The sequence below is a fragment of the Streptomyces sp. NPDC058045 genome (assembly GCF_042885635.1).
In the GTDB taxonomy this organism is placed as follows: domain Bacteria; phylum Actinomycetota; class Actinomycetes; order Streptomycetales; family Streptomycetaceae; genus Streptomyces.
In genome coordinates this window covers 13,213-33,254 of record NZ_JBHVRR010000045.1, presented here as the reverse complement: position 1 = coordinate 33,254, position 20,042 = coordinate 13,213, and the positions used below count along the sequence as shown (strand labels likewise).

General features: G+C 73.5%; 13 protein-coding genes. 2 read left to right on the top strand and 11 right to left on the bottom strand.

Annotated features, from left to right (window positions below):
- Nucleotides 1-86: 86 nt before the first annotated feature.
- Nucleotides 87-1,394 (bottom strand): amidohydrolase, encoded by a 1,308-nt coding sequence (locus ACFVST_RS23285; RefSeq protein ID WP_390155253.1) that lies wholly within the window; start codon nucleotides 1,392-1,394, stop codon nucleotides 87-89.
- Nucleotides 1,395-1,609: 215 nt separating this feature from the next.
- Here ACFVST_RS23285 and ACFVST_RS23280 point away from each other — a divergent pair, with 215 nt between their 5' ends.
- Nucleotides 1,610-1,783 carry a thiazolylpeptide-type bacteriocin gene (locus ACFVST_RS23280; RefSeq protein WP_390155250.1) on the top strand — a complete coding sequence of 58 codons (174 nt, stop codon included), beginning with the start codon at nucleotides 1,610-1,612 and terminating at the stop codon, nucleotides 1,781-1,783.
- Nucleotides 1,784-1,851: 68 nt separating this feature from the next.
- On the opposite strand, the gene ACFVST_RS23275 is transcribed toward ACFVST_RS23280, so the two are convergent.
- From ACFVST_RS23275 to ACFVST_RS23230, 10 genes are all read right to left on the bottom strand, one after another.
- A complete protein-coding gene (locus ACFVST_RS23275; RefSeq protein ID WP_390155247.1) occupies nucleotides 1,852-3,804 on the bottom strand; it encodes a TOMM precursor leader peptide-binding protein in 1,953 nt (650 codons plus the stop codon).
- Nucleotides 3,801-4,553 carry an ABC transporter permease gene (locus tag ACFVST_RS23270; RefSeq protein ID WP_390155244.1) on the bottom strand — a complete coding sequence of 251 codons (753 nt, stop codon included), beginning with the start codon at nucleotides 4,551-4,553 and terminating at the stop codon, nucleotides 3,801-3,803. The genes ACFVST_RS23275 and ACFVST_RS23270 overlap by 4 nt, the downstream gene beginning before the upstream one ends.
- A complete protein-coding gene (locus ACFVST_RS23265) occupies nucleotides 4,550-6,859 on the bottom strand; it encodes an ATP-binding cassette domain-containing protein (RefSeq protein ID WP_390155241.1) in 2,310 nt (769 codons plus the stop codon). Before ACFVST_RS23265 ends, ACFVST_RS23270 begins: the two co-directional genes overlap by 4 nt.
- On the bottom strand, nucleotides 6,856-7,932 hold the full coding sequence (locus tag ACFVST_RS23260; protein WP_390155238.1) for a lantibiotic dehydratase C-terminal domain-containing protein: 1,077 nt from the start codon (nucleotides 7,930-7,932) through the stop codon (nucleotides 6,856-6,858). The genes ACFVST_RS23265 and ACFVST_RS23260 overlap by 4 nt, the downstream gene beginning before the upstream one ends.
- Nucleotides 7,929-10,691 carry a lantibiotic dehydratase gene (locus ACFVST_RS23255; protein ID WP_390155236.1) on the bottom strand — a complete coding sequence of 921 codons (2,763 nt, stop codon included), beginning with the start codon at nucleotides 10,689-10,691 and terminating at the stop codon, nucleotides 7,929-7,931. Before ACFVST_RS23255 ends, ACFVST_RS23260 begins: the two co-directional genes overlap by 4 nt.
- A 97-nt stretch (nucleotides 10,692-10,788) precedes the next feature.
- On the bottom strand, nucleotides 10,789-12,378 hold the full coding sequence (locus ACFVST_RS23250; RefSeq protein WP_390155233.1) for a SagB family peptide dehydrogenase: 1,590 nt from the start codon (nucleotides 12,376-12,378) through the stop codon (nucleotides 10,789-10,791).
- 58 nt (nucleotides 12,379-12,436) lie between these two features.
- A complete protein-coding gene (locus ACFVST_RS23245) occupies nucleotides 12,437-14,356 on the bottom strand; it encodes a TOMM precursor leader peptide-binding protein (RefSeq protein ID WP_390155230.1) in 1,920 nt (639 codons plus the stop codon).
- Nucleotides 14,346-16,610, bottom strand: coding sequence for a TOMM precursor leader peptide-binding protein (locus tag ACFVST_RS23240; protein ID WP_390155228.1), 2,265 nt, complete (start codon nucleotides 16,608-16,610; stop codon nucleotides 14,346-14,348). Before ACFVST_RS23240 ends, ACFVST_RS23245 begins: the two co-directional genes overlap by 11 nt.
- A gap of 44 nt (nucleotides 16,611-16,654) precedes the next feature.
- Nucleotides 16,655-17,668 (bottom strand): BTAD domain-containing putative transcriptional regulator, encoded by a 1,014-nt coding sequence (locus ACFVST_RS23235; protein ID WP_390155225.1) that lies wholly within the window; start codon nucleotides 17,666-17,668, stop codon nucleotides 16,655-16,657.
- Nucleotides 17,669-18,059: 391 nt separating this feature from the next.
- Nucleotides 18,060-19,055, bottom strand: coding sequence for an alpha/beta hydrolase (locus ACFVST_RS23230; RefSeq protein ID WP_390155283.1), 996 nt, complete (start codon nucleotides 19,053-19,055; stop codon nucleotides 18,060-18,062).
- A gap of 397 nt (nucleotides 19,056-19,452) precedes the next feature.
- Here ACFVST_RS23230 and ACFVST_RS23225 point away from each other — a divergent pair, with 397 nt between their 5' ends.
- Nucleotides 19,453-19,902, top strand: coding sequence for a VOC family protein (locus tag ACFVST_RS23225; RefSeq protein ID WP_390155222.1), 450 nt, complete (start codon nucleotides 19,453-19,455; stop codon nucleotides 19,900-19,902).
- Nucleotides 19,903-20,042: the final 140 nt, after the last annotated feature.

Genomic DNA, 20,042 nt, shown 5'->3' with positions numbered 1-20,042 from the left:
CGTACTCCCCCGGCAGATTATGCGGCACCGCGGCGCCCGCCAAGAGCGCGCGCTGCGGCGTCAACCACCTTGCCAGCGGCGGGAGTTCAGGTCGGGGGTGCGAGGCGGGCGAGGGCGGCGGCGGTCATCGCGGCGGTGCCGGTGCTTAGGGTGAGGCGGACGCTGGGCAGGAAGCGCGGCGAGTGGTTGGCGGGCAGCCGGCCGAACTTCTCCCCCGCTCCGCTGCCCGGTGCGGCCGCCCACTGCGCGGGACCGGTGGAGCCCAGCATCCAGTAGACGCCGCGCACCCCGGGCCTGCCGTGGAGGTGCGCGCCCGCCCCGGTGAGCAGCGGGAAGTCCTCGGTGGCGGCACTGCCCGGCCAGTCCGTGACCCGCGCCGCCCCGAAGAGTGCGCGGTGTGTGGCACGCACGGCCGCCCCGGCCACCGGATCCGGCACGGTCGTACCCGAGCGGGCCGTCACGGCGAAGGTGACCTCGGGCGGTACCGGGGCGGCGGCGGCCTCGGCGCGGGCCACCGCTTCGGCCGCCGATGTGACGCTGTCCAGGGCCGATTCGGAGCAGGCGCGTACCGCGACGTCCAGCACGGCGCGAGTGGCGATCACATTCCCGGCGTGCCCCGGGTCGCCGGTGCGCAGTGCGGAGGGGACGAGGACGAGACGGTCGGCGGGTGCGGTCACCGCGGCTGCCTCGGTGGGCAGCCGGAGGGCGGTGGCGGCGGCGGTGAGCAGCGGATTGGCCACCAGATGCGGGGTGGCGACATGGCCGCCGGCACCTTCGAAGGTGATGCGGAGGGTGGTGCTGCCCGCCATCACGGGGCCGTCGGCGTGCGCCACCATTCCGGCGGGGAAGGGTGCGGTGTGCTGGGCGAGTACCTCGTCCGGGGCCGTGATCCGGTCGTAGAGGCCGTCTTCGAGCATGGCGCGGGCGCCGCTGAGGGTCTCCTCGGCGGGCTGGCCGACGACCAGGAGGGTGCCGCGCCACCGGTCGCGCCGGGCCGCGAGCCATCGGGCGGCGGCCGCCGTACAGGCGAGGTGGGCGTCGTGGCCGCAGGCGTGCATCACCGGCACCGGGCCGCCGTCCGGCCCGGGGGCGGTGGCGGTGCTGGCGTAGGGCGCTCCGGTCGCCTCGGCCAGTGGCAGGGCGTCGAGTTCGGCCCGGAGCAGGACGGCGGGGCCGTCGCCGTTGCGGAGTTCGGCGGCGACCCCGTGCCCGCCCACGCCGCGCAGTACGCGGTAGCCGTCGGACGCCAGCCAGTCGGCGAAACGGGCGGCGGTACGGCGTTCGGCGCCGGAGAGTTCGGGGTGCCGGTGCAGGTCGAGGTACAGCTCGGTGGCGGGCAGCAGCAGGGCGTCGAGCCCCGGCAGGGCGTCGGGTCCGCGGGGGCGGTCTGTCATGGCGGGGGCGCTCCGGGGGCGGTGGGTGTCAGTGAGCTGACAGCGGTTGGCGAGGGGGGTGACTGCGGGGCGCCGTACAAAGGGAGGTGCCACCGAGTCCACCGCCCCGTGCCGGAGCGATCCCCAACAGGGCGTTCCGGCAAGGGAGTCGAGGGCTCAGGCCCGAGGCCTCCCGGTCGCGGCAGACATGTCCCGTGCACTGCAAAGGAGTTGTCATGGCTGACCAGAACCTCTCGTCCCTGGCCCAGGAGATCCTCGACCTGGAGTCCGAGACCTTCGAGATCAGCGACTACTCGGACGCCAGCGAGGTCATGCTCGGCTCGTCCACGAGCTGCTCCTCCACCAGCACCTGCTCCAGCACCACCAGCACCACCTCCTGCACCGCCTGACCTCTCAGGTGGCGTCTCTCGGCCCCCGGTGCGTACGACCGCGCCGGGGGCCGAGGCCGTGGGGCCGGTCATGGGAAGGGGTGGGGCACCAGGCGGAGGTCCGCGTCGGTGAGCGGGGCCGGGGTGAGGCCCGCGCGGTGGGGTGCGGTGCGCAACCGCGGCAGGTGCAGTGCCCGCTGCCGCAGCCAGCCGAAGTCGATCGGCAGCAGCCCGGGGGCGAGGGTGGCCACGGTACGCAGCCCCATCCGGTGTTGTTCCGGGGTGGTCTGGTCGACGGCGATGACATCGCAGCCGGCGTCCACCAGTGCGTCGCGCAGGAACAGCAGGTCGTCGAGGAGGTCGCCGGTCCGGGGGCGCTGCCGCTGCCAGTCGGCGAAGAGTTCGGTGTGGGGCGCGGTACGTGCGGGCGTCAGATAGGTGGCGGTGTGCCGGGCCATGGTGGGCAGGCCGAAGAGGGCGGCGTGGTCCGGGAGGCGCTTCACCAGGTCGAAGTCGCCTGCCATGGCGTGGAGTTCAGTGGTGCGTTCGGCGACCTGGCCGGGCAGGTGCGGGATGTAGGTGAGGATCTCGGAGACCGCCGACTCCACGGCCGTCTCCGGGTCGAAGGACGCGCCGGCCGCGAAGGCGAGGGTGCCGGGGCCGTCGTCGCGGCGTACCGCGAGACCGGTGACCACGGGCAGCGGGAGGTCCACCCGGTTGTCGAAGACACGGACGTCGTAGCCGTGGAAGGCGGCGCGCGCCGCCATCTCGCGGACCCGGCGGCCGGGTACCGAGTCCAGTGCGATCTCGGTGAGCGGCAGTTCGCCGTACCAGCCGAGGAGGAAGGCGTCCCGCTCGACCAGTTCCAACAGGCCGAAGAGTACGGCCTCTTCGAGGGTGGAGCCGATGGCGCAGCCGTTGGAGCACTCGAAGACGAAGTTGTCCTCGCGGGTGCCCGCGCTGTAGTAGACGAGCCGGGCGGGCACCAGGATCGGCCGCTGGTCGCGCAGTGACCAGCCGCGGGCCCAGGGGATGGGGCGGTCCGGGTCGAAGGGGCGGACCATGGGGTCCTCGGCGTAGGTGCGCGGCCCGTACAGTCCGCAGGTGCGGGGGTCGAGCGCGCGGTCGCCGAGTGCGGTGAGGGAGGCGGTGACGAAGGGGGCGTGGTGGCGGCGGTGGGTGCCGGCGTAGCGTTCCAGGCCCTCCAGGAAGGCGAGGTCGCGGCTGTCGGTGAAGGAGTTGGCCTGGCCGCTCCAGGTGACGTCGGTGAGGCCGGCGTAGCCGCGCATGAAGACGCTGCCGGCGACGGGGGCGGTGGTGGGTGAGGTGACGTCCACCCAGGTGCCGCCGCCGAGGGCGCCGCAGACCGGGTTGGCGAGCGCCTTCACCGGCAGGGCGTACTCGGCGGGGCGGCGCAGCCGGTAGCCGTCCGGGCTCGGCTTGGGCCGCGGCACCAGCGGGTGGACGGCCGCCGCGGCGGTGGCCCGGCGGGCGGAGTCCTCGGTGTGCGGGCGGCAGTGCGGGCACATCGGTTCCGGCAGCAGCGGGAAGGTGCGTACCCGCAGGGTCTCCAGGTCGAGTTCGGTGACCCGGGGCAGGGCGGCGTCCGGGCCGTGCGGGGTGTGGCGGGCGGCGCCGGTGCTGATGAGGTGGTGCAGGGACCAGGCGGCGTCGACGGCGCTGTCGGGGAGCGCGGGCCAGCGGCTGCCGACGGCGGTGGTCTCCTGCCCCGTCTCCAGCGCCTCGCGTTCGGTGCGGGTGCGCAGCCGCTGGCGGCGCATGGCGAGGCAGGTGCCGCAGGCCGGTTCCCCGGTGGGGTCGCCGCCCCAGGGGCCGAGGAGTACGGCCTGGGCGGTGAGGTGGACGGTCGCGGTGTGGGCGGGCACGGGGTGTGCGCTGGCCCCGGTGCCGAGGACGCTGGTGTCGCCGATCCGGGAGACGGCGGGTGCGGGCAGCCCGGCAGCGGCGGCCCGTTCGGCCAGCCGGTCCTGGAGGTCCGCGCGTGCCGTCTCCAGCGGCGCCGGGGCGGTGTCGGTGGTCATGTCCGGTTGCTCCAGCGGAAGATGCGGACGGCGATCAGCCCGAAGAGGGCGGCGAAGCCGATGAGTCCGGCGCAGTCCACGGCGATGTCGGTGAGGTCGCCGCGGCCTCCCATGGCGTCGGTGACCCCGTCGTTGAGGTAGTGCAGCGGCAGTACGGTGGCGCAGGTGCGCAGCCAGTCCGGCATCAGGTCGTCGGGGAAGAAGGAGCCGGAGAGGAACGCCATCGGCACCATCAGGATGTTGGCGAGTCCGGCGACGGACTCCGGTGTGTTGGCGACGCTTCCCACGACCAGTCCAAGGGCGACGAACGCGGTGACGCCGAGCACCAGCAGCGGCACCAACGCCCACCAGGGGCCGTCGAGTTGGAGGCCGAAGAAGGGCAGCAGGGCGACTCCGGTGAAGAGCAGCGACTGCACCACGGCCACCGCGAGCACGATGGTCCAGCGGGACGCGATCAGGGTGCGCAGGGAGGTGGGTGTGCGCCAGATCAGCCGGAGCAGGTCGTCGCGGCGCCACTGCATCAGGGCGAAGCCGGTGGAGAACACCGCGGCGTTGCCGACACCCCAGGAGAGGATGCCGGGGGCGGTGTAGTTGATGGAGGCCAGCCCGCCGTCGACCCGCTGGCCCTTGAAGAGGGTGCCGAAGAGGACGAGGAAGGCGAGCGGGAAGGCGAAGGTGAAGAACAGGGTCGCCTTGTCGCGGATGCTCGCCTGGTAGGTGGCCCGGTTCAGTGCGGCGTATGCGCTCAACGGTCGTGCTCCGTCCGGTGTCCGGTCAGGGTCAGATAGGCGTCTTCGAGGGTCGCGGTGCGGACGGTGACCGCTTCGATGTCCATCAGTTCGCCGAGGAGGGTGAGGACGCGGTTGGGGACGGTGCTCTCGATGACAAGGTCCGCGCCTTCTTCCGCGGCCCGGTCGACACCCTCCAGTGCCAGCGCGTCCTTCACGGTCAACTCCCCTACGGGCAGCAGGAGTCGGGCGGGGGCGGCCAGGGCGCGGACGAGGTTGCGGGGGCTGTCGAGGGCGGCCACCCTGCCGCCGGCGATGATGGCGACCCGGTCGCAGAGTGCCTCGGCCTCCTCCAGGTGGTGGGTGGTGTAGACGATGGTGCGGCCCTCGGAGTGCAACGACCGCAGCAGGCCCCAGAGTTCACGCCGCGCCTCCGGGTCGAGGGCGGCGGTCGGCTCGTCGAAGAAGATGAGTTCCGGCTCGTTGATGAGGGCGGTGGCGATGGCGAGCCGCTGCCGCTGGCCGCCGGAGAGGTCGTCCACCCGGGCCCCCGCTTTCCCGGTGAGCCCGACCCGCTCCAGCGCGGTGTCGGCGGCCGTGGTCCCGATCCCGTACAGGGCGGCCACGGTACGCAGATGCTCGCCGGCGGTGAGACGGGCGAAGAAGGCGGAGGCCTGGGTCTGTACGCCGATCCGGGACAGCAGCGCCGGGTCGCGCGGCCAGGGGGCGCGGCCGAACAGCGCCACGCGGCCGGTGTCGGCCTGGCGCAGCCCGCCGAGGATCTCCACCAGGGTGGTCTTGCCCGCGCCGTTGGGCCCGAGGATGCCGAGGAACTCGCCGCGGCGCACGGTGAGGGAGACACCGTCGAGCGCGTTCACCTCGCCGTAGCGTTTGCCGACGGCCTCGACGGTGATGACCGGTTCCGTCTGGGGGCCGGGCGCCGGGTCGGGGTGGGCGCGGGGCTCGGTGGCGGCGGTGGCGGCCGGTGGCTTGGTCTCGCTGTCGGGTCCGGTCATCGTGTCTTTCCTTGCCGGGTGGGGGTGTGGGGCCGGGCTGGGCGGGGTGCCGGGGGGCGTCGGTGGTCCGGCCGCTTCGGTGGGCGTGGTCGCGGCCCGGCGGTTGCGGGCGCGGGTGCCCAGGGTCCGCAGCAGTACGGCCGCGAGCAGCAGGGCGGGCGTCAACGCCCAGGCCAGGAAGGCCTGTTGGCCGGGGAGCAGCGAGCGCAGCACCAGCCCGCACAGCGCCAGCAGCGCCAGGCTCTGCACCGCCAGCACCAGGGCGAAACCGCCGTACAGCAGCCGCAGTCGGGGCGGGTAGGCGCCGATGCCGTCGCCGCGGCCGATCAGCCGGCGCCCGGCGAGGGCGGCGAACTCCCGGCTGCCGCCCGCGAGTTCGGCGACCCCGGCGGCGTGGGCGATCACCCGGTAGCCGTCCAGGGGCGGCATCGGCAGCAGGTTGGCCAGCCCGGTCACGGTGCCGAGCAGGAGCAGGGTGCCGAAGAACGGCCGGGCCTGGGCGTCGGCCGGGAGCAGCGCCCACAGCGGGTAGAACGGCACCAGGAAGAGGAGGTTGGCGAAGGTGCCGGCGCAGGCGGTGGCGACCTTGCGGCGGCGGTTGCCGAGGAACTGCACATCTTCGATCTCGCAGTAGAGATAGGTGGCCCCGGCGATCCAGCGCAGCCCGATCTCGTTGACCCGCCCGCCCCAGGCGCGGGCGAACACCCCATGCGCCAACTCGTGTACGGCCAGGCTGAACCAGAGCAGGCAGCCCACCGCGAACAGCAGTACCGGCTGGTGGTGCGCGGTGTGCGCGGTCTGCCGCCACAGTGTCCCGGCCTGGGCGGTGACGGCGGCCAGGACGGCGACCGCCAGCGCCACCAGCAGGGTGAGCACGGCGGGGCGGCGGGCGGGCGCGGTGATCCGGTGCAGCCGGTCCATCAGCGCCGGGGCGTCGGCGACCAGTCTGGTGCGACCCGAGAGGATGCCGTTGGGCCGGGTGGGGGCCGCGGGTGGTGCGGTGGCGGGTTCGGGGGCGGGCGAGCCGTCGAGGAGGCTGCGGCCGTGCAGGACCCGCAGCAGTTGCCCCCACTGCCGCTCCCCGAGGCGGGTGCCGAACTCCCCGGCGTACTCGCCGCCGATCTCCGCCAGGGTGCGGCTGCCGTCGAGGCGGGTGATCAGGAAGAACTCCTTGGGTCCGACCTCCATCCGGCGGCCGGTCCGCGGGTCCTTGAGCAGATGGACGGGGGAGGTTCCGCGCACCAGGCGGGGGCCGATCTGGAGGTCCGGGCGGACCTTCGGCCGGGCGGCGAGAAAGGCCCCGCTGGTCATCTCGGCTCCCCGGTCTCCGTGGTACGCAGCGCGCGTCCCAGCACATAGGAGAGGAACGCCTCGTCGCGGACGGTCATACTCAGCCGGTTGTTGGTCATGTGCAGATACGGCGACAGCAGCATGGGCAGGGCGGTGGCGGGGTCGGTGGGGCGGATGTCGCGGGTGCCGTCCCAGGAGCGGAAGACCAGCCGGCCGCCGGTGGCCAAGTCCCGGACGCGCTCGCGGAGTTCACCGCAGTGGTCGGCCCAGTGGTGCAGGAAGGCGGGGAGGCGTTCGGTGTCGCCCTGTGCGACCGCCTCCCGGATGTACCGGAAGCGCTCCGGGAGGCTGCCGGACATCTCGCCGTAGGCACGCTGGTATCCCTTGTCGGCGGTGTACTCGGTACCGCTGAACGCCTTGTTCCAGAAGGTGTGGTAGCGGTCCAGGAAGTCGAGCAGTGCCTCGTCCTCGGCGAGGAAGGTACCGGACATCACCATCATCAGTTGGGCGGAGAGGCCGAGGAGCACGGTTCTCAGATGGAGGTTCATGGTGCGGGCGGCCTCGATGACGAGGTCGCTGGAGTGCTGGAAGTGCCACTCGGCGAGTTCGATCCCGGCGGGGCCGCCGTATTTGCCGAACTCCGGTTCGTACGGGCGGTCTTCGAAGGTGTTGTTGGGGCGCAGCAGCATCCGCCCGTCGGGGCCGACGAAGGGGGCGCGCTGCTCCTCGGGGAACTCCAGGTTGAACAGGGTCTCGTACAGCTCGGCGTGGAAGCCGCCGTTGACCTCGTAGAGGGCGGGGCGTTCGCGGAGGAAGTCGCCGAGCGCGGTGTGTGCCCGGCTGCGGACCTGCTCGGTGTACGCGGCCTTGGCCGGTTTCAGCCGCAGTCGCAGATGGGGGCCCTCCAGCCAGTAGTTGATGAAGAAGTACCCGGCGAGCAGGCCCTCTTCGGCGAGGGCGGTCACCAGTGGTTTGACGCACTGGACGAGCAGCGGGCGGGGGCTGGCCGCGTAGAAGACATGGACGGCCTGCCACTCGCCCGCGGTGCCGCCCGCGGTGGTCCGGGTGGTGCTCTCGGCGGGGAAGGCGTTCATGGGGTGTCGTCCTCTCCGGGGGTGGCGGCCGGGACCGGCAGCAGTTCGACCGCGAACTCCGCCACATGGCGTCCCCGCGGCGAGGTGACGTGCAGTTCGTCCTCGCCGGGCAGCATCTCCTCGAAGACGGTGCGGGCCTTCCGCCCGGCGAGCAGCGCCTCCAGGGCCAGCAGCGACAGGGGGCTCTCGAAGTCGACGTACTGCGGTTTGGTCCCGCCGAAGGGTGCGGTGGCCTCGCCGTCCGCGGTCTCCTCGTGGACGGTGGCGAAGACGCGGGCGGGCAGTCCGGCGCGGGTGCGCCACCGGTGCCAGGCCAGATACCACTCGGCCTGGGACACGGCGGGGGTGCCGGGTGGGCGGAGCGGGAGGGTGCCGTCGGCCGCGGTCCAGGAGCGCCGCTGGAGGACGAGGGAGTGGTGGCGGACCCTGGGCCGGTGAGTGGTGCCGTGGTACTCGGGCGCGGTGGGCACCCCGCGCCAGATGTCGACCACGGAGCGGGCGGCCGGGGAGAAGAGGAGCAGGGTGCGGGGGATCTCGGGCAGCACCATCGGGATGAGGTAGCCCAGGTAGAGCGGGATCACCTCACGGTCCAGGCGGCGGGAGCGCAGCAGCAGCCGCTCGGTGTCGGGGTCGTGCACCGCCTCCAGGTCGTCCAGGTGGATGCGGGCTTCTTCGGGTGCGGTGGAGTGTTCGCCGGGGCAGACGATCTCGTAGTCGGTGAGGCGGCCGTGCAGGTTGAGGTTGGTGGTGGCGGCACCGGCGGTGACTTCGGCGAAGACCGCTCCGGGCGGCAGGAGTTGACGTAGCTCCTCCTGCAACTGGGCGGTCAGCTCAGGGGTGTTGGCGCCGTCGAAGCAATGCGTGAAGCGGGTGAAGGGGAAACACAGGCCTCCGTAGGAGCCGTTGAGGACGGCGAGGGGGTCGCCGTCGCGGCGGGCGGCCTGGAGGAAGTGGCTGCGGGGGCGGAACAGCGGTGCGGCGGGGGCGAGTTCGGCGGCGGTCTGGGTCACGGTGTCGTCGTCGAGGACGAACTCCTCGGCGCCCGGGGGCAGTTCGGCCCAGGCTTCCCGGACGCGGGCGGTGAGGGTGGCGCGGGCGCGGTCGACGGCCACGATCTCCGGCATCCCTAGCCAGTTCTCCTCCGGGGCGTGGCCGCCGTCCGGGAGGTAGCTGTCCTTGGCGGCGGTGAACTGGAGGTACTGGTGGAAGATGTCCTCGTGGAAGTCGTGGACCAGGCGCAGCAGGTCCGGGCACCGCCCGCCGCGTCCGTGGCGGGCGAGGAAGAAGCCCTTGAGGGTGAGGCGCTGGGGCAGGGCGGCGTCGAAGGCGGGCAGGATGCGGCCGATGGAGCGCAGCGGCCCGTCGGCAAGCGCGGCCCACTCGCCCAGGTCGGCGGTGGTGGTGCCGGCGGACACGTCCTCGTACACCAGGGTCTGCGGCAGGGTGGGGTGTTCGGCGCCCAAGTCCCGTTGGAGGGTGAGGAGTCGGGTGCGGAGGTCGGTGAGGAGGGTGCGGCGGACGGGGATGTCGGCGGCGGGGTAGCGGGCGAGGGCGTCGGCGGCGGGGCCGAGGCGGGTGGCGAGGGTGTCGGCCCAGTCGCGGTCCAGGGCGCGCAGGGCGTGGCGGAAGGCGTCCAGGGGGTCGCCGCCGTGCACTTCGGTGCCGAGGCCGGGGAGTTGGAGGATGCCCAACTCGCGCAGGGCGTCCAGGTAGTGGCCGGCTTCCTGCTCGTCGGCGCCGGTGGTGGTGGCGAGCCAGCGGGTGAGGTCGCCGTGGCGCAGGGTGCCGCCGTGGTCGCGGAGCAGTTCCAACATGCCGTCGAGGGCGCCCTGTCTGCGGAGGAAGAACAGGCGGTCCTGGGCGGCGTCGAAGCTGACGGCGGCGCTGTCGTCGCCCGCGGTGACGGCCCGCCGGACATAGCGCACCCGGTCGTCGTCGAAGGTCCAGCCGGAGGCCAGGGCGACCGGCAGATCGGCGCGGCGTTCCGGGTCGGCGGCGATGAGTTCGGCGAGGCGGGCGAGGGCGACCACATTGAGGCGGGGGTGGCTGCTCCAGTCGCCGGTGAGGTGGGTGCCGTGCCCGTCGGCCGGGGTGAACTCGCCGAGTGCCACCGCGGTGAGGGTGGAGAACGGGCTGGTCTTGCAGGCGGTGCGGTAGACGTAGGAGAGCAGTGAGCGTTCCATCTTGCGGGCGCGTTTGCCGGTGGCGCGGGCGTCGGCGTAGTGGTCGAGGCGCTCCTCCAGGGTGGGTGAGGCGAGGAGGAGGCCGCGGCGGAGCCGGTCGTCACGGGCGAGGCGGCGCAGTGCGGTGCGGGTGCGGTCGAGTCCGGCGGTGAGCAGGGGCTCGCCCTCGGTGCGCAACTCCTCCCAGTGGGCGCGGGCTTGGAGCCAGGCGACGAGGTCCCGGCCGGTGGCGGCGGGGAGCCCGGCGGCCAGTTCCAGGGCGGCGGGCAGATCGCCGGGGAGGCGGTTGTTGAAGACCTGGCGGCGCAGGGCGAGGAGCCGGCGGCGCAGGGCCGGGTCGCCGGTGGCCGCGACGGCGTGCGAGAGCGGGTCACTGAGGCGGGCGCCGAGGTCGTGCAGCCGGGTCTCCTCGGCGGTGGTCTCGGCCGCCCAGTGGGCGACTTCGGGGGTGCGCAGCGCGTCGACGGTGTCGGCCGGCAGTCCCGCGACCCGCAGCATGAAGCGGCTGTGCAGGACGGTGGGCGGTTCCTCGGCGGTACCCGGGCTCTGGCGGGCGATACCGGCGGTCGGGCTCATGCCCTCCCCCTCTCGATGCGGGTGCGGGTCGGCGGTACGGGACGGTGAATGGGCGGCGGTGCACGGTCAGTTGGGGCGGCAGCGGCGAGCGGGCCGGTCAGGGGGCGACGATGTCGTAGCGGTAGTCGGCGGGGCGGGGGCGCTCATGGCCGATCATCATGATCAGCAGCGGGATCTCGCCGCGTTCGGTCAGCCCGAGTTCCTCCGCGTAGGACACGCAGTCGAAGCCGAGGGCCACCCCGCAGGCGGTGCCGGTGGCGGCCGCCGCGGTGTAGACGGCCTGCGCGGTGGCCCCGACCGCGGCGCTGACCAGCCGGTAGCCGCGGTCCCCCACCGCGTCCAGCACGGCGGCGGTGCGGGCGACGGGGACCAGGACGGCCGCGGCCTGCTCCAGGTTGTAGTTGGCGAGGAAGTAGTTGCGTTGCAGGAAGTCGCCGTAGTCACCGGTCTTCATCGGGACCAGGTCGCCGGTGTCGCGGTCGTACTCGTAGAGCCCGGCAGGGATGCCGGCCACGTGCTGGACGAAGACGCAGAGGCGGGTGAGGGGGGTGCTGTCGGGGGCTTCGGTGTCGCTGTCGAGGGCGCCGCCGGCGACCGCCGCGGCGAGTGCGGCGGAGAGGCGTGCCGGTTCCAGCGGGGTGAGGCCGGTGAACCGGCCGAAGCTGCTGCGGCGTCGGCGCAGCGCACCGCGGACCGGCATCCCGAGCGGTGCGGCGGGCGGCAGGGCGACCCGCTCCCCGGCGGCGGCCGGGGCGGCGAGTGCCGGGTCCAGGGTGCCGGGTGCGGGCCGGTCCGCGGCGTGCTCGCAGGTGGCGGTGTGGATGCGGCGGATGGTGTCGAAGGTCAGCACCCGGCGCGACTTCTCCTCGGGGGCCGCGGTGACCCGGGCCTCGGGGGTGCGCGGGGCGGGCACCGTCGGCTGGGGCGCCGCCCACCGCAGCGGGACCACCGCGAACACCCCGTCCTCCTCCGGGTCGAGCCCCAGCAGCCTGCCGAGCCCGGTCTCGTCGAACCAGAAGGCGCTGCCCACATGGAGGCCGTGCGCCCGCGCCCACATCCGCCAGGTCTGGAGCAGCGCCCCGACGTCCATGGTGATCGCGTGGTAGCCAAAGCTGTTGTACTTGAAGGTGTTCTGCCAGAACGCCACCCCCAGTACCAGGAACTGGTCGGTCTCCGCGGCCTCCGGGAGGTCCCCGAGGGCGGCCCGCACCTCGCCGGAGACATCGCCCGACAGCAGCCGGACCAGGCGGTGGCGGCGGGTGTCGTAGTAGTGCACACCGGGGGTGACGGGGCCGCTCGCGCCGCTGATCCAGTGCACGCCCACCGGGTAGAGGCCGCCGCCGGAGGCGGTGCCGCGGGACCAGTTGGCGTGGGTGTGGAACGGCAGCGAGCCGAGGTCGCTGTTGGCCTGCACGGCGAGGCGGCGGCCGGTCAGCCCGTAGGAGTCGCGGAGCATCGCGCCGAGCAGCGGCAGAGTGAAGGCGCCGGTGCCGCGGGTGCCGAACAGGCCGCGACCGAGGGTGGCGTCCTCGCCGCACCCGCCGTCGGGCAGCGGGATGGACGGGGCGTGCGGGAAGTGCTTGCCCTTGCGGGGGCGGTCGGCCCAGTCGGGGACGAAGTCGGCGGGCTCCATGGGCTCCCTGCCCCGCCGCATCACCGCGGTCGCGTACTCATGGGCGTATCCCATGGTCACTCCCCTCTACTCTCAACTCGTGGGCGGTACGGGCCGGTTGGGCGGCCCGGGGTCAGGGGAACGGGTGCGGTGCCGGGTTGATCAGGTCCGGGGTGAGGTCGGTGGCGCGCAGTCCGGCCTCGCGGAGCGCGGTGCGGAGCCGGGGCATCAGCGGGCCGCGTTGGCGCCGGGTGCCGAAGTCGATCGGGATCAGCCCGGGGACCAGGACCTTCACCGTGCGCAGGCCGAGGGTGTGCTGCTCGGGCGGTGTCTGGTCGACCACCACCACGTCGAATCCCCGCCCGGTGACGGCGGCGACGCACCGCTCCACGTCCTCCCGCAGATCCGGCGACGGCGGCAGCGCGCCGGAACCCTGGGCGAGGGAGGCCAGCGGCACCCGTTCCGCCTCGTCCCGGCCGCGGAGCAGGAAGTCGGTGTACCGGCCCATCTCGGGCAGTCCGTAGAGCAGCGGGTGGTCGTGCAGGACCTCGACCCGGTCGAAGTCGGCGGCCATCCGCCGGAGCCGGGGTTCCTCGCGGGCGGTTCTGCGGCGGAGGTTGACGGAGTCGGTGGCGATCTCGCAGAGCCCGGCGGCCAGCGCGTCCTCCGGGGAGAGGGACGCGCCCGCGCCGAAGCACAGCAACCCCGGCCCGCCGTCGAGGCGTTCGGCGACCGCGGTCACCACCGGCACCGGGAAGGTGACACGGGTGTCGAAGAACCGGGCCCGGTAGCCGTACAGGGCGAGCTTGGCGACCATGGCGCGGGTGGCGGGCACCGTACTGCTCGCCGGGTCGATCTCGGGGAGCCGTACCCGGCCGAACCACGCCAGCAGGAAGGCGTCCCGCTCGACGGCCTCCATCAGCCCGTGGTAGACGGCCTCGGTGACCGAACCGCCGGACGCGCAGCCGCTGGAGCTCTCCTGCACGAAGCGGACCCGCCGGCCGCCGGGCGCGTGGTAGTACGCGACCACCTCCGGTACCAGCACGGGGAGTTGGTCGCGCAGCGACCAGCCCCACACCCAGGTCACCGGCCGGTCCGGGGCGAAGCGCGGGATGTCCGGCTCGGCGGTGTGCAGGGCGTCGGAGTAGAGGCCGGTGGTGCGCGGGTCCACCACGGTGTGGCCGAGCGCGCCGAGTTCGTCGAGCGAGGCGAGGACCGCGGTCCGCTTGGCCCGCGCCCGCATCCCGGCGAACCGCTCCAGCCCTTCCAGCACCCCGACGGCCGTACTGGTGCCGTAGGCGCCGGTGTGCCCGCCCCAGTAGCAGTCCCGCAGATAGCCGCCGGAGCGTGCGGTGAACGCGCCCACCGCGGAGGAGGTGGACACCGAGGTGCGGTCGGGTGCCACGGAGGGGCCGAGCATCCCGCAGACGGGGTTGGCGAACGCCTCGACGCGGATGCCGTAGGCGCCCGGCGGCCGTGAACGGTAGCTGTCCTGGCGGTACTTGGGAGCCGGCTCCAGGGTGACGCGGGCGGTGTCGGCGCTGTCGTCGGGGCGGGTGCCGCAGGCCGGGCACTCTCCGTCGGGCACCAGCGGGAAGCGGGCGATGTGCAGGGTCTCCAGGTCGAGCAGCCACACCCGGGGGCCGCTGCCGGGGGACGGCTCCCGTGCCGCCGCCACCAGCCCGGCCAGTGCGTCCGCCGCGAAGTCCGCACGCCAGGGCGGCACTCCGGTCGCCCTGGTCCCGGTGCCGGTCTCCAGGGCGTCCCGCAGGAACCCGGCGCGCACCGCCTGCCAGCGGCGGGCCAGGCACTGCGGGCAGCCCGGCGTGCCGTCGGCGGTGACCGGACCGACCACGGCGTGATGCCCGTACAGCCCCACCGGCACCGCACCCGGCGGGTACCGCCGTGCCTCGGCGGTCAACTCGTCGCGTACGCCGAGCATATGTACCGTCGCGCCGGGTGCGCCGGTGCGTTCGGCAAGTGCGGCGCACAGGGCGTCCCAGGGGTCGCCGACGGTGCCGGTGGGGGGCGCGGCGGCGGTGTCACCGCGCACGGTGCTCGCCGCGGGTGAGCAGGGTGCGCACGGTGTACAGCTCCCCGGCGGCCAGGTCGGGGGCGTGCACCGGCACCACCAGCACGTCCCGCCCGGCGGTGGCGACGGCGTCCAGCACGGCGCCCCAGGTGGTGGCGGTGTCCGCGAGGCGTGCGGTGCCCTCGGCGACGAGGGTGGTGACGTCCAGGTCGCCCCAGAGCGGATCACCGGTGTCGGGCTCCCCCGTGGCCCGCCTCAACTGCTCGGCTCCCAGCAGCACTTGCAGCGCCTCCCGTACCGCATCGCCCAGCCGCAGACCGCTGCCCGCCGCCCAGCGCACCGTCCCCGACTCCGGATCGGTGTGGCGGGCGAGGACGATCGGCAGGGTGTGGCCCCCGGCCGCCGTCAGATCGAGGACGGTGGTGTCCGCGCCCAGGATCTCCGCGGCGCGCTGGAGGAACAGCAACTCGGGCTGCCCGGTGAGGGATTGCGGGTCGACGGTGGTGACCGGCGCGGTCCGGTGGACGGCGCGGGACAGGGCGTCGCGGGTGAGTGCGGTGCGCAGGGCGCGGGTGAGCGCGGCACGGGGGGTGGCCCCGGCGCCGGTGCCCGCCGGGGTCCGCTCGAAGAGGTCCTGCTCGTTGTACGGGCCGAGGGTGCGCACGGCGGCGGTGGGGACCAGTACCCGCCGCCCGTCGAGCAGGGAGGTCGCGGCGCTCCAGTGGGCGACCTGCTCGGCGGGCACGTCGAGACCGGTGGAGAGCGCCAGCGCGGCCGGGGCGATCCGGCGCCTCTCGTCCGCCGCGTCCACCACCCGGGGCGGCACCACATGGTCGGCGTAGACCTCCGCGGCGCGGAGCAGGGCGGCCATGCGCGCCCCGGCGACATGGTGCACATCGGCGGCCGAGATCTCCCGCACCCGGCCGGGCCCGGTGCCCAGGCGGACGGTGCTGACCTTGAGCGGGGTCTGGTCCCAGTCGTCGTCGGCGTACCCGGTGAAGACACCCGCGGCGGGGTGCACCAGCACATCGCGGAGCTCCAGTTCGGCCAGGGCGGCCCGCGCGGCGTCCTGGTCGGCGGCGCCGTCGGCGGGCGGGGCGGGCGCCTCGTCCGCGGCGTCGGCGGTGTGCAGCGTCCCCGGGGTGTACGCCACCTCCGCCGTGTCCTGCGCGGGGGCGCAGAACGGGCAGCGCGGGTGCGGCAGCAGGGGTTCGGTGAGGACGTCCAGCGAGTCCAGGTCCTGCACGATGATCTGGTGGCCGGTCTCGGCGGGCGGTGCCCCGGTGGTGAGGCGGAACACCTCGAACGCCAGCAGGTTTCCCAGCATCCCCGCGAGGGGCCCGGCGACGGTGGGCGGCGCGGTACCGAGGGGTGCCGCCGGGCCCGCCGCCGCCCACAACTCGGCGCTGTCCGCGGCCTCTCCGGCGGCGCCGAGGCGCAGCGTGGCGCAGGACCAGCAGCCGGGCGTCCCGGCGGTCATCACCGGGCCCACCACGGCACGGTTCCCGAAGGTCCAACTGGCAAGCAGGCGGCGCCCGTCGGGCACACCTTCGCAGAGCAGCCGCAGGATCTGCCGGTATCCGCCGGGGCCGCCGGTGACCAGGACGGTGTCCCAGCCGTCGAGGTCGGCCCAGCCGTAGGTGCCGGCGGCGGGCGCGGGGAGGCGGTCCAGGCGGGGCGCGCAGTCCGCCTTGCCGAGGGCCTGCGCCTCCGCCTCGACGTCCGCGGTCCCCGACACACCGTGCAGCTCCGGGCGGAGCACCCCCGCACCAGACCCCGTCTCGGTGACCGCGACCGCCGCGCACCCGTTCCGCAGCAGTCCGACGGCGGCCCAGCGCGCCACCGCGTCGTCCCCGAGCACGCAGACCGCGGTGGACCGGAAGCGCAGGAACCGCTCGGCCGCACCGTCCGAGTAGTGGTCCAGATAGTCGAGTTGGTGGGCGAAACGCTCCGCGACCGCGGGCGGCACCTCCACCGGGGCGCTCTCGGTGGCGTCCCGCGCGAAGCCACGCGCGTAGAGCGCGGCGACGAGTTGGACCACCATCCCACGCTGCTTCTCCCCCAGCCCCGCACACAGCTCCGCCACCCGCTGCCGCCCGTCGAGGTGCGGTACGAGCGCGGAGGCGAACCGGTAGGCGGAGGCGGTGACGACGTTGAAACCGCCGTAGGCGTTGTGGAACAGCACCCCGGTGGGAGTCCGGGTGAACAGCACGTCCCTGCGGATACGGGGCCGGGACTGGGCGATCTCTTCGTAGGACACTGACGTGGGAGCCATGGGGGGTGAACCTCCGGTGCGGGCGGAGAGCGGCGGAGAGGTGGTCAGTCGTCTGACGGCGCGGTGCCCGGTGGGCGGTCCGGCGCGGGCGGTGGCCGGGTGCCGAGCTCCAGCGCCAACAGCCTTAGCAGGGCGTGGACTTGGTAGCGGCCGGGCGGCCCCTCCGCCAGCAGTCCGACATCGACCAGCCCGCGCAGCACCCGGTCCCCGGTGGCGGTGGCGGCCGCCCCCGCGGCGAGGGCGGCCGTGCTCCGGTCCGGTTCCGGTGGGGCCACGTGGCGGCGTCCGGTGACCCGTCCGGTGAGCGACTCGCCCCGCAGCACGGCCAGTTGGAGCCCCTGGAGCACCGGCCCCGGTTCCACCCCGAGCTCCCGGCCGAGGTGGGCCTGGATCCTGCCGTACTCGGCGAGCGCGTCCCCCCGCCGGCCGGACCGGTACAGCGCCTCGATGAGCAGGGCGGAGAGCCGCTCGTGCGCGGGGTGGCTCTGGACTGCCCGCCGCGCCTCGGAGATCATCTCGCGGTGGCGGCCCAGGCGGAGTTCACCGTCGAAGACCAACTCGACCGCAAGCAGCCGTTCCTCCGCCAGGCGCGGGACCTGGTCGCGGTGGAGCTGCTCCGACTGGACGTTGCCGAGCAGCGGGCCCTGCCAGAGCTCCAGCGCGGCCCGCGCCAACTCCAGGGACTGCTCCGGGTCGGTGGCGGCCGAGGCCCGGGTCAGCAGATCGCGGAAGTGCAGCAGATCGAGGCTGTCCGCGTCGGTGTGCAGGCGGTATCCGCCGGGGACGGCCTCGATGGTGTGGTCGGTGATGCGGTGCTTCTCGAACAGCCTCCGCAGCCGCAGTACACAGGTGTGCAGTGCGGATCGGCCGCCGGCCGGGGGGTGTTCGCCCCACACCACCCCTTGCAGGAAGTCGGTGGCGACGACCGTTCCCGGGTGCAGCAGGAGTGCCGCCAGCAGGGCGGCGGGCCGGGAGGGCTGGAGCACGATGGTCTGCCGCCCGTCGGTGACGGCGAGCAGTCCGAGGACCAGGAACCGGGTGCGCTCCGGAGGGGCCACCGTGTCAACTGCGCCCGCTGCACCGGCTGTTGTCTCATCAGTCGGTGAAGTGCCCTTGCCGGCCATGCTCCCCCTTGGTCCAACGCACTCCCCGGCGGCCGGATCCGGCACGGGCGGAACCGCACACCTCAGCCACACAACTTCTGCGTAAAACCTCAACAGACCGCGAACCTAGGCCCCCGCCGACGGTCTGTCCAGAGCCCCGCCGGAGATCCGGTGGCCATCCGCGCCCCCTCCCCTACCCATAGGTAACGAAGCCCCAACTGCACTGTAAATGCAGGGAAGTTGAGCGAAACACGGGCAAACAAGGGACGTCCCCCTCCGGTATCCGATGTAACCGGAGGGAGACGCCGAACGGGGACAGGAGCGGGGACGTGGGTGCGGGTCGGGGTCAGGCCTTGCGGAGGTGGGCGATCATGCCCTCCAGGTCCTTACGGACCAGCTCGGGGCGAACCTTGTGGCCGCCGCCCACTTCATGCCACTCGTGCCCGATGTCCGCCTTCCCCAGCAGGGAACGGAACTCCCGCTGCCCGGCCAGGACTTGGGTCTCGTTCACGGTGTCGAACCAGTTGACCGGGTCCGGGCTGGTACCGGCCACCAGGAACACCCGCTTGCCGCGGTAACTCTCGATCCGCTCCACCGGGTTGTCCGCGCTGACCCGCTTCTCGTTCCACAGCGGGGCACCGTAGACCGTGCCGCCCCCGAGTTCCACGGCCGCGGAGGACACATTGGCCCAGTGGGTTACCAGCCCGGCATCCCGCCGCAGGCTCGCCGGTCCGGAGTGGGCGCTGACGGAGGCGAAGTGGCCGTGGTACTTGGCCGCGTACTTCAGCGCACCGAAGCCGCCCATGGAGAAACCGGACACGGCACGCCCGCCGAACTCGGCGAAGGTACGGAAGTTGGCGTCCACCCAGGGGAGCAACTGCGAGATATGGAAGGTCTCCCAATTACGCGGCCCCGTATTGGAGTTGACCGGGTTGGAGTACCAGCCCGCCGGTCCGCCGTCGGGCATCACCACGATGATCGGCTTGCCCGCGGTCCAGTCGCGGATGCCCAGCTTGTCGAAGCGGGTGAAGTCCTCCTCGGTACCGCCGCCGTGGAAGAGGTACAGCACCGGGTAGGTGCGCCCGCTGGTGTGGTAGTCGTCCGGCAGCAGGACATTGACCCCAGGGTTCCAGCCGATCGCCTCGGTGGCGAAGCGGTAGTACCACATTCGGGGGTCCTTCTCGTTGCGCTCCACGATGCGCAACCCGTTGCCGTCACCGGCGGCGTGCGCGGCGGAGGACGAGGCCAGGGCGCCTCCGGTACCGAGTGCCGTCGCCGCGGTCAGTCCGGCGGCGGCCTTGATGACGCCTCTGCGGCTGGGCTGTCGGCTGGGCTGTCGGATGCTCAACGTGACCTCCGGATGGTGTGCGGTGGGGGGTTGGCCGCGCGGAAGCGACCGGCGGGGGAAGGCCCTGCGGGGTCCCCGCCGGATGGGCCGCGGCGGCACCACACAGCGTGGTGACCCGCCCTCGGCGAGCACAAGCGACGTAAGCCAAGGCTTACGGGACCGGTCCGCCGCCCCCTACCGAGGCCCGTACCGCCCCTGACTTCGGACCGTGTAGCGGTGACCTCACACCGTGTCCGGCACCACGCGCGCCGCGATGTCTGGCGCGGACGAATCGGGATACCCGGGAGCGGACCGGCGCCGCGTACCCCCTCTCCCCCCGCACCCGTCAGAAGGCCTCTATATCCATCCGAATCCATCCGACCAGGCAGGCCAAGCCGGAAAGGGGTCGGCGATGACGTCACCCGGTGATTTTCCCGCGCCGCAGCAGGGCCTTGTGCTCACCCATTTCCTGACCGTGCGCGATGTCGCGGTCTCGCGGCGTTTCTACGCCGAGGTGTTCGGCGGTGAGGTCGTACTCGAAGAGAATCCGGCGATCGTGAAGGTGGCCAACAGCTGGATCATCATGAACCCCGGCGGCGGGCCCACCCCCGACAAGCCCGGTGTCACCCTTGAGGCGCCGCGCGAGGACAGCACGGTGTCCTCCTTCCTCAATGTGCGGGTGGCCGATATCGCCGCGTTCCACGCCCAGGCCACCGCCAAGGGCGCCCGGTTCCTCACCGAACCCCTGGACCGCAAGGCGGAGTTGCGCTGCTATCTGCGCGACCCCGACGGCTACCTCATCGAAGTCGGCCAGGCCACCGGCATGTTGCACGGCGTCTACGCCGACCGTCCCCCCGACTGAACCGGGCACACACCACCCCACCACCGTGGCCTGAACTCGACGCAACGGCGGTGCCACTCAGCCAAGTTGGCCCGCCTCAGCCCCAGGTCGAAGGCCCGGCACCCGCCATCCCGGCTGCCCTGTCATGCTTCCGGACAGTC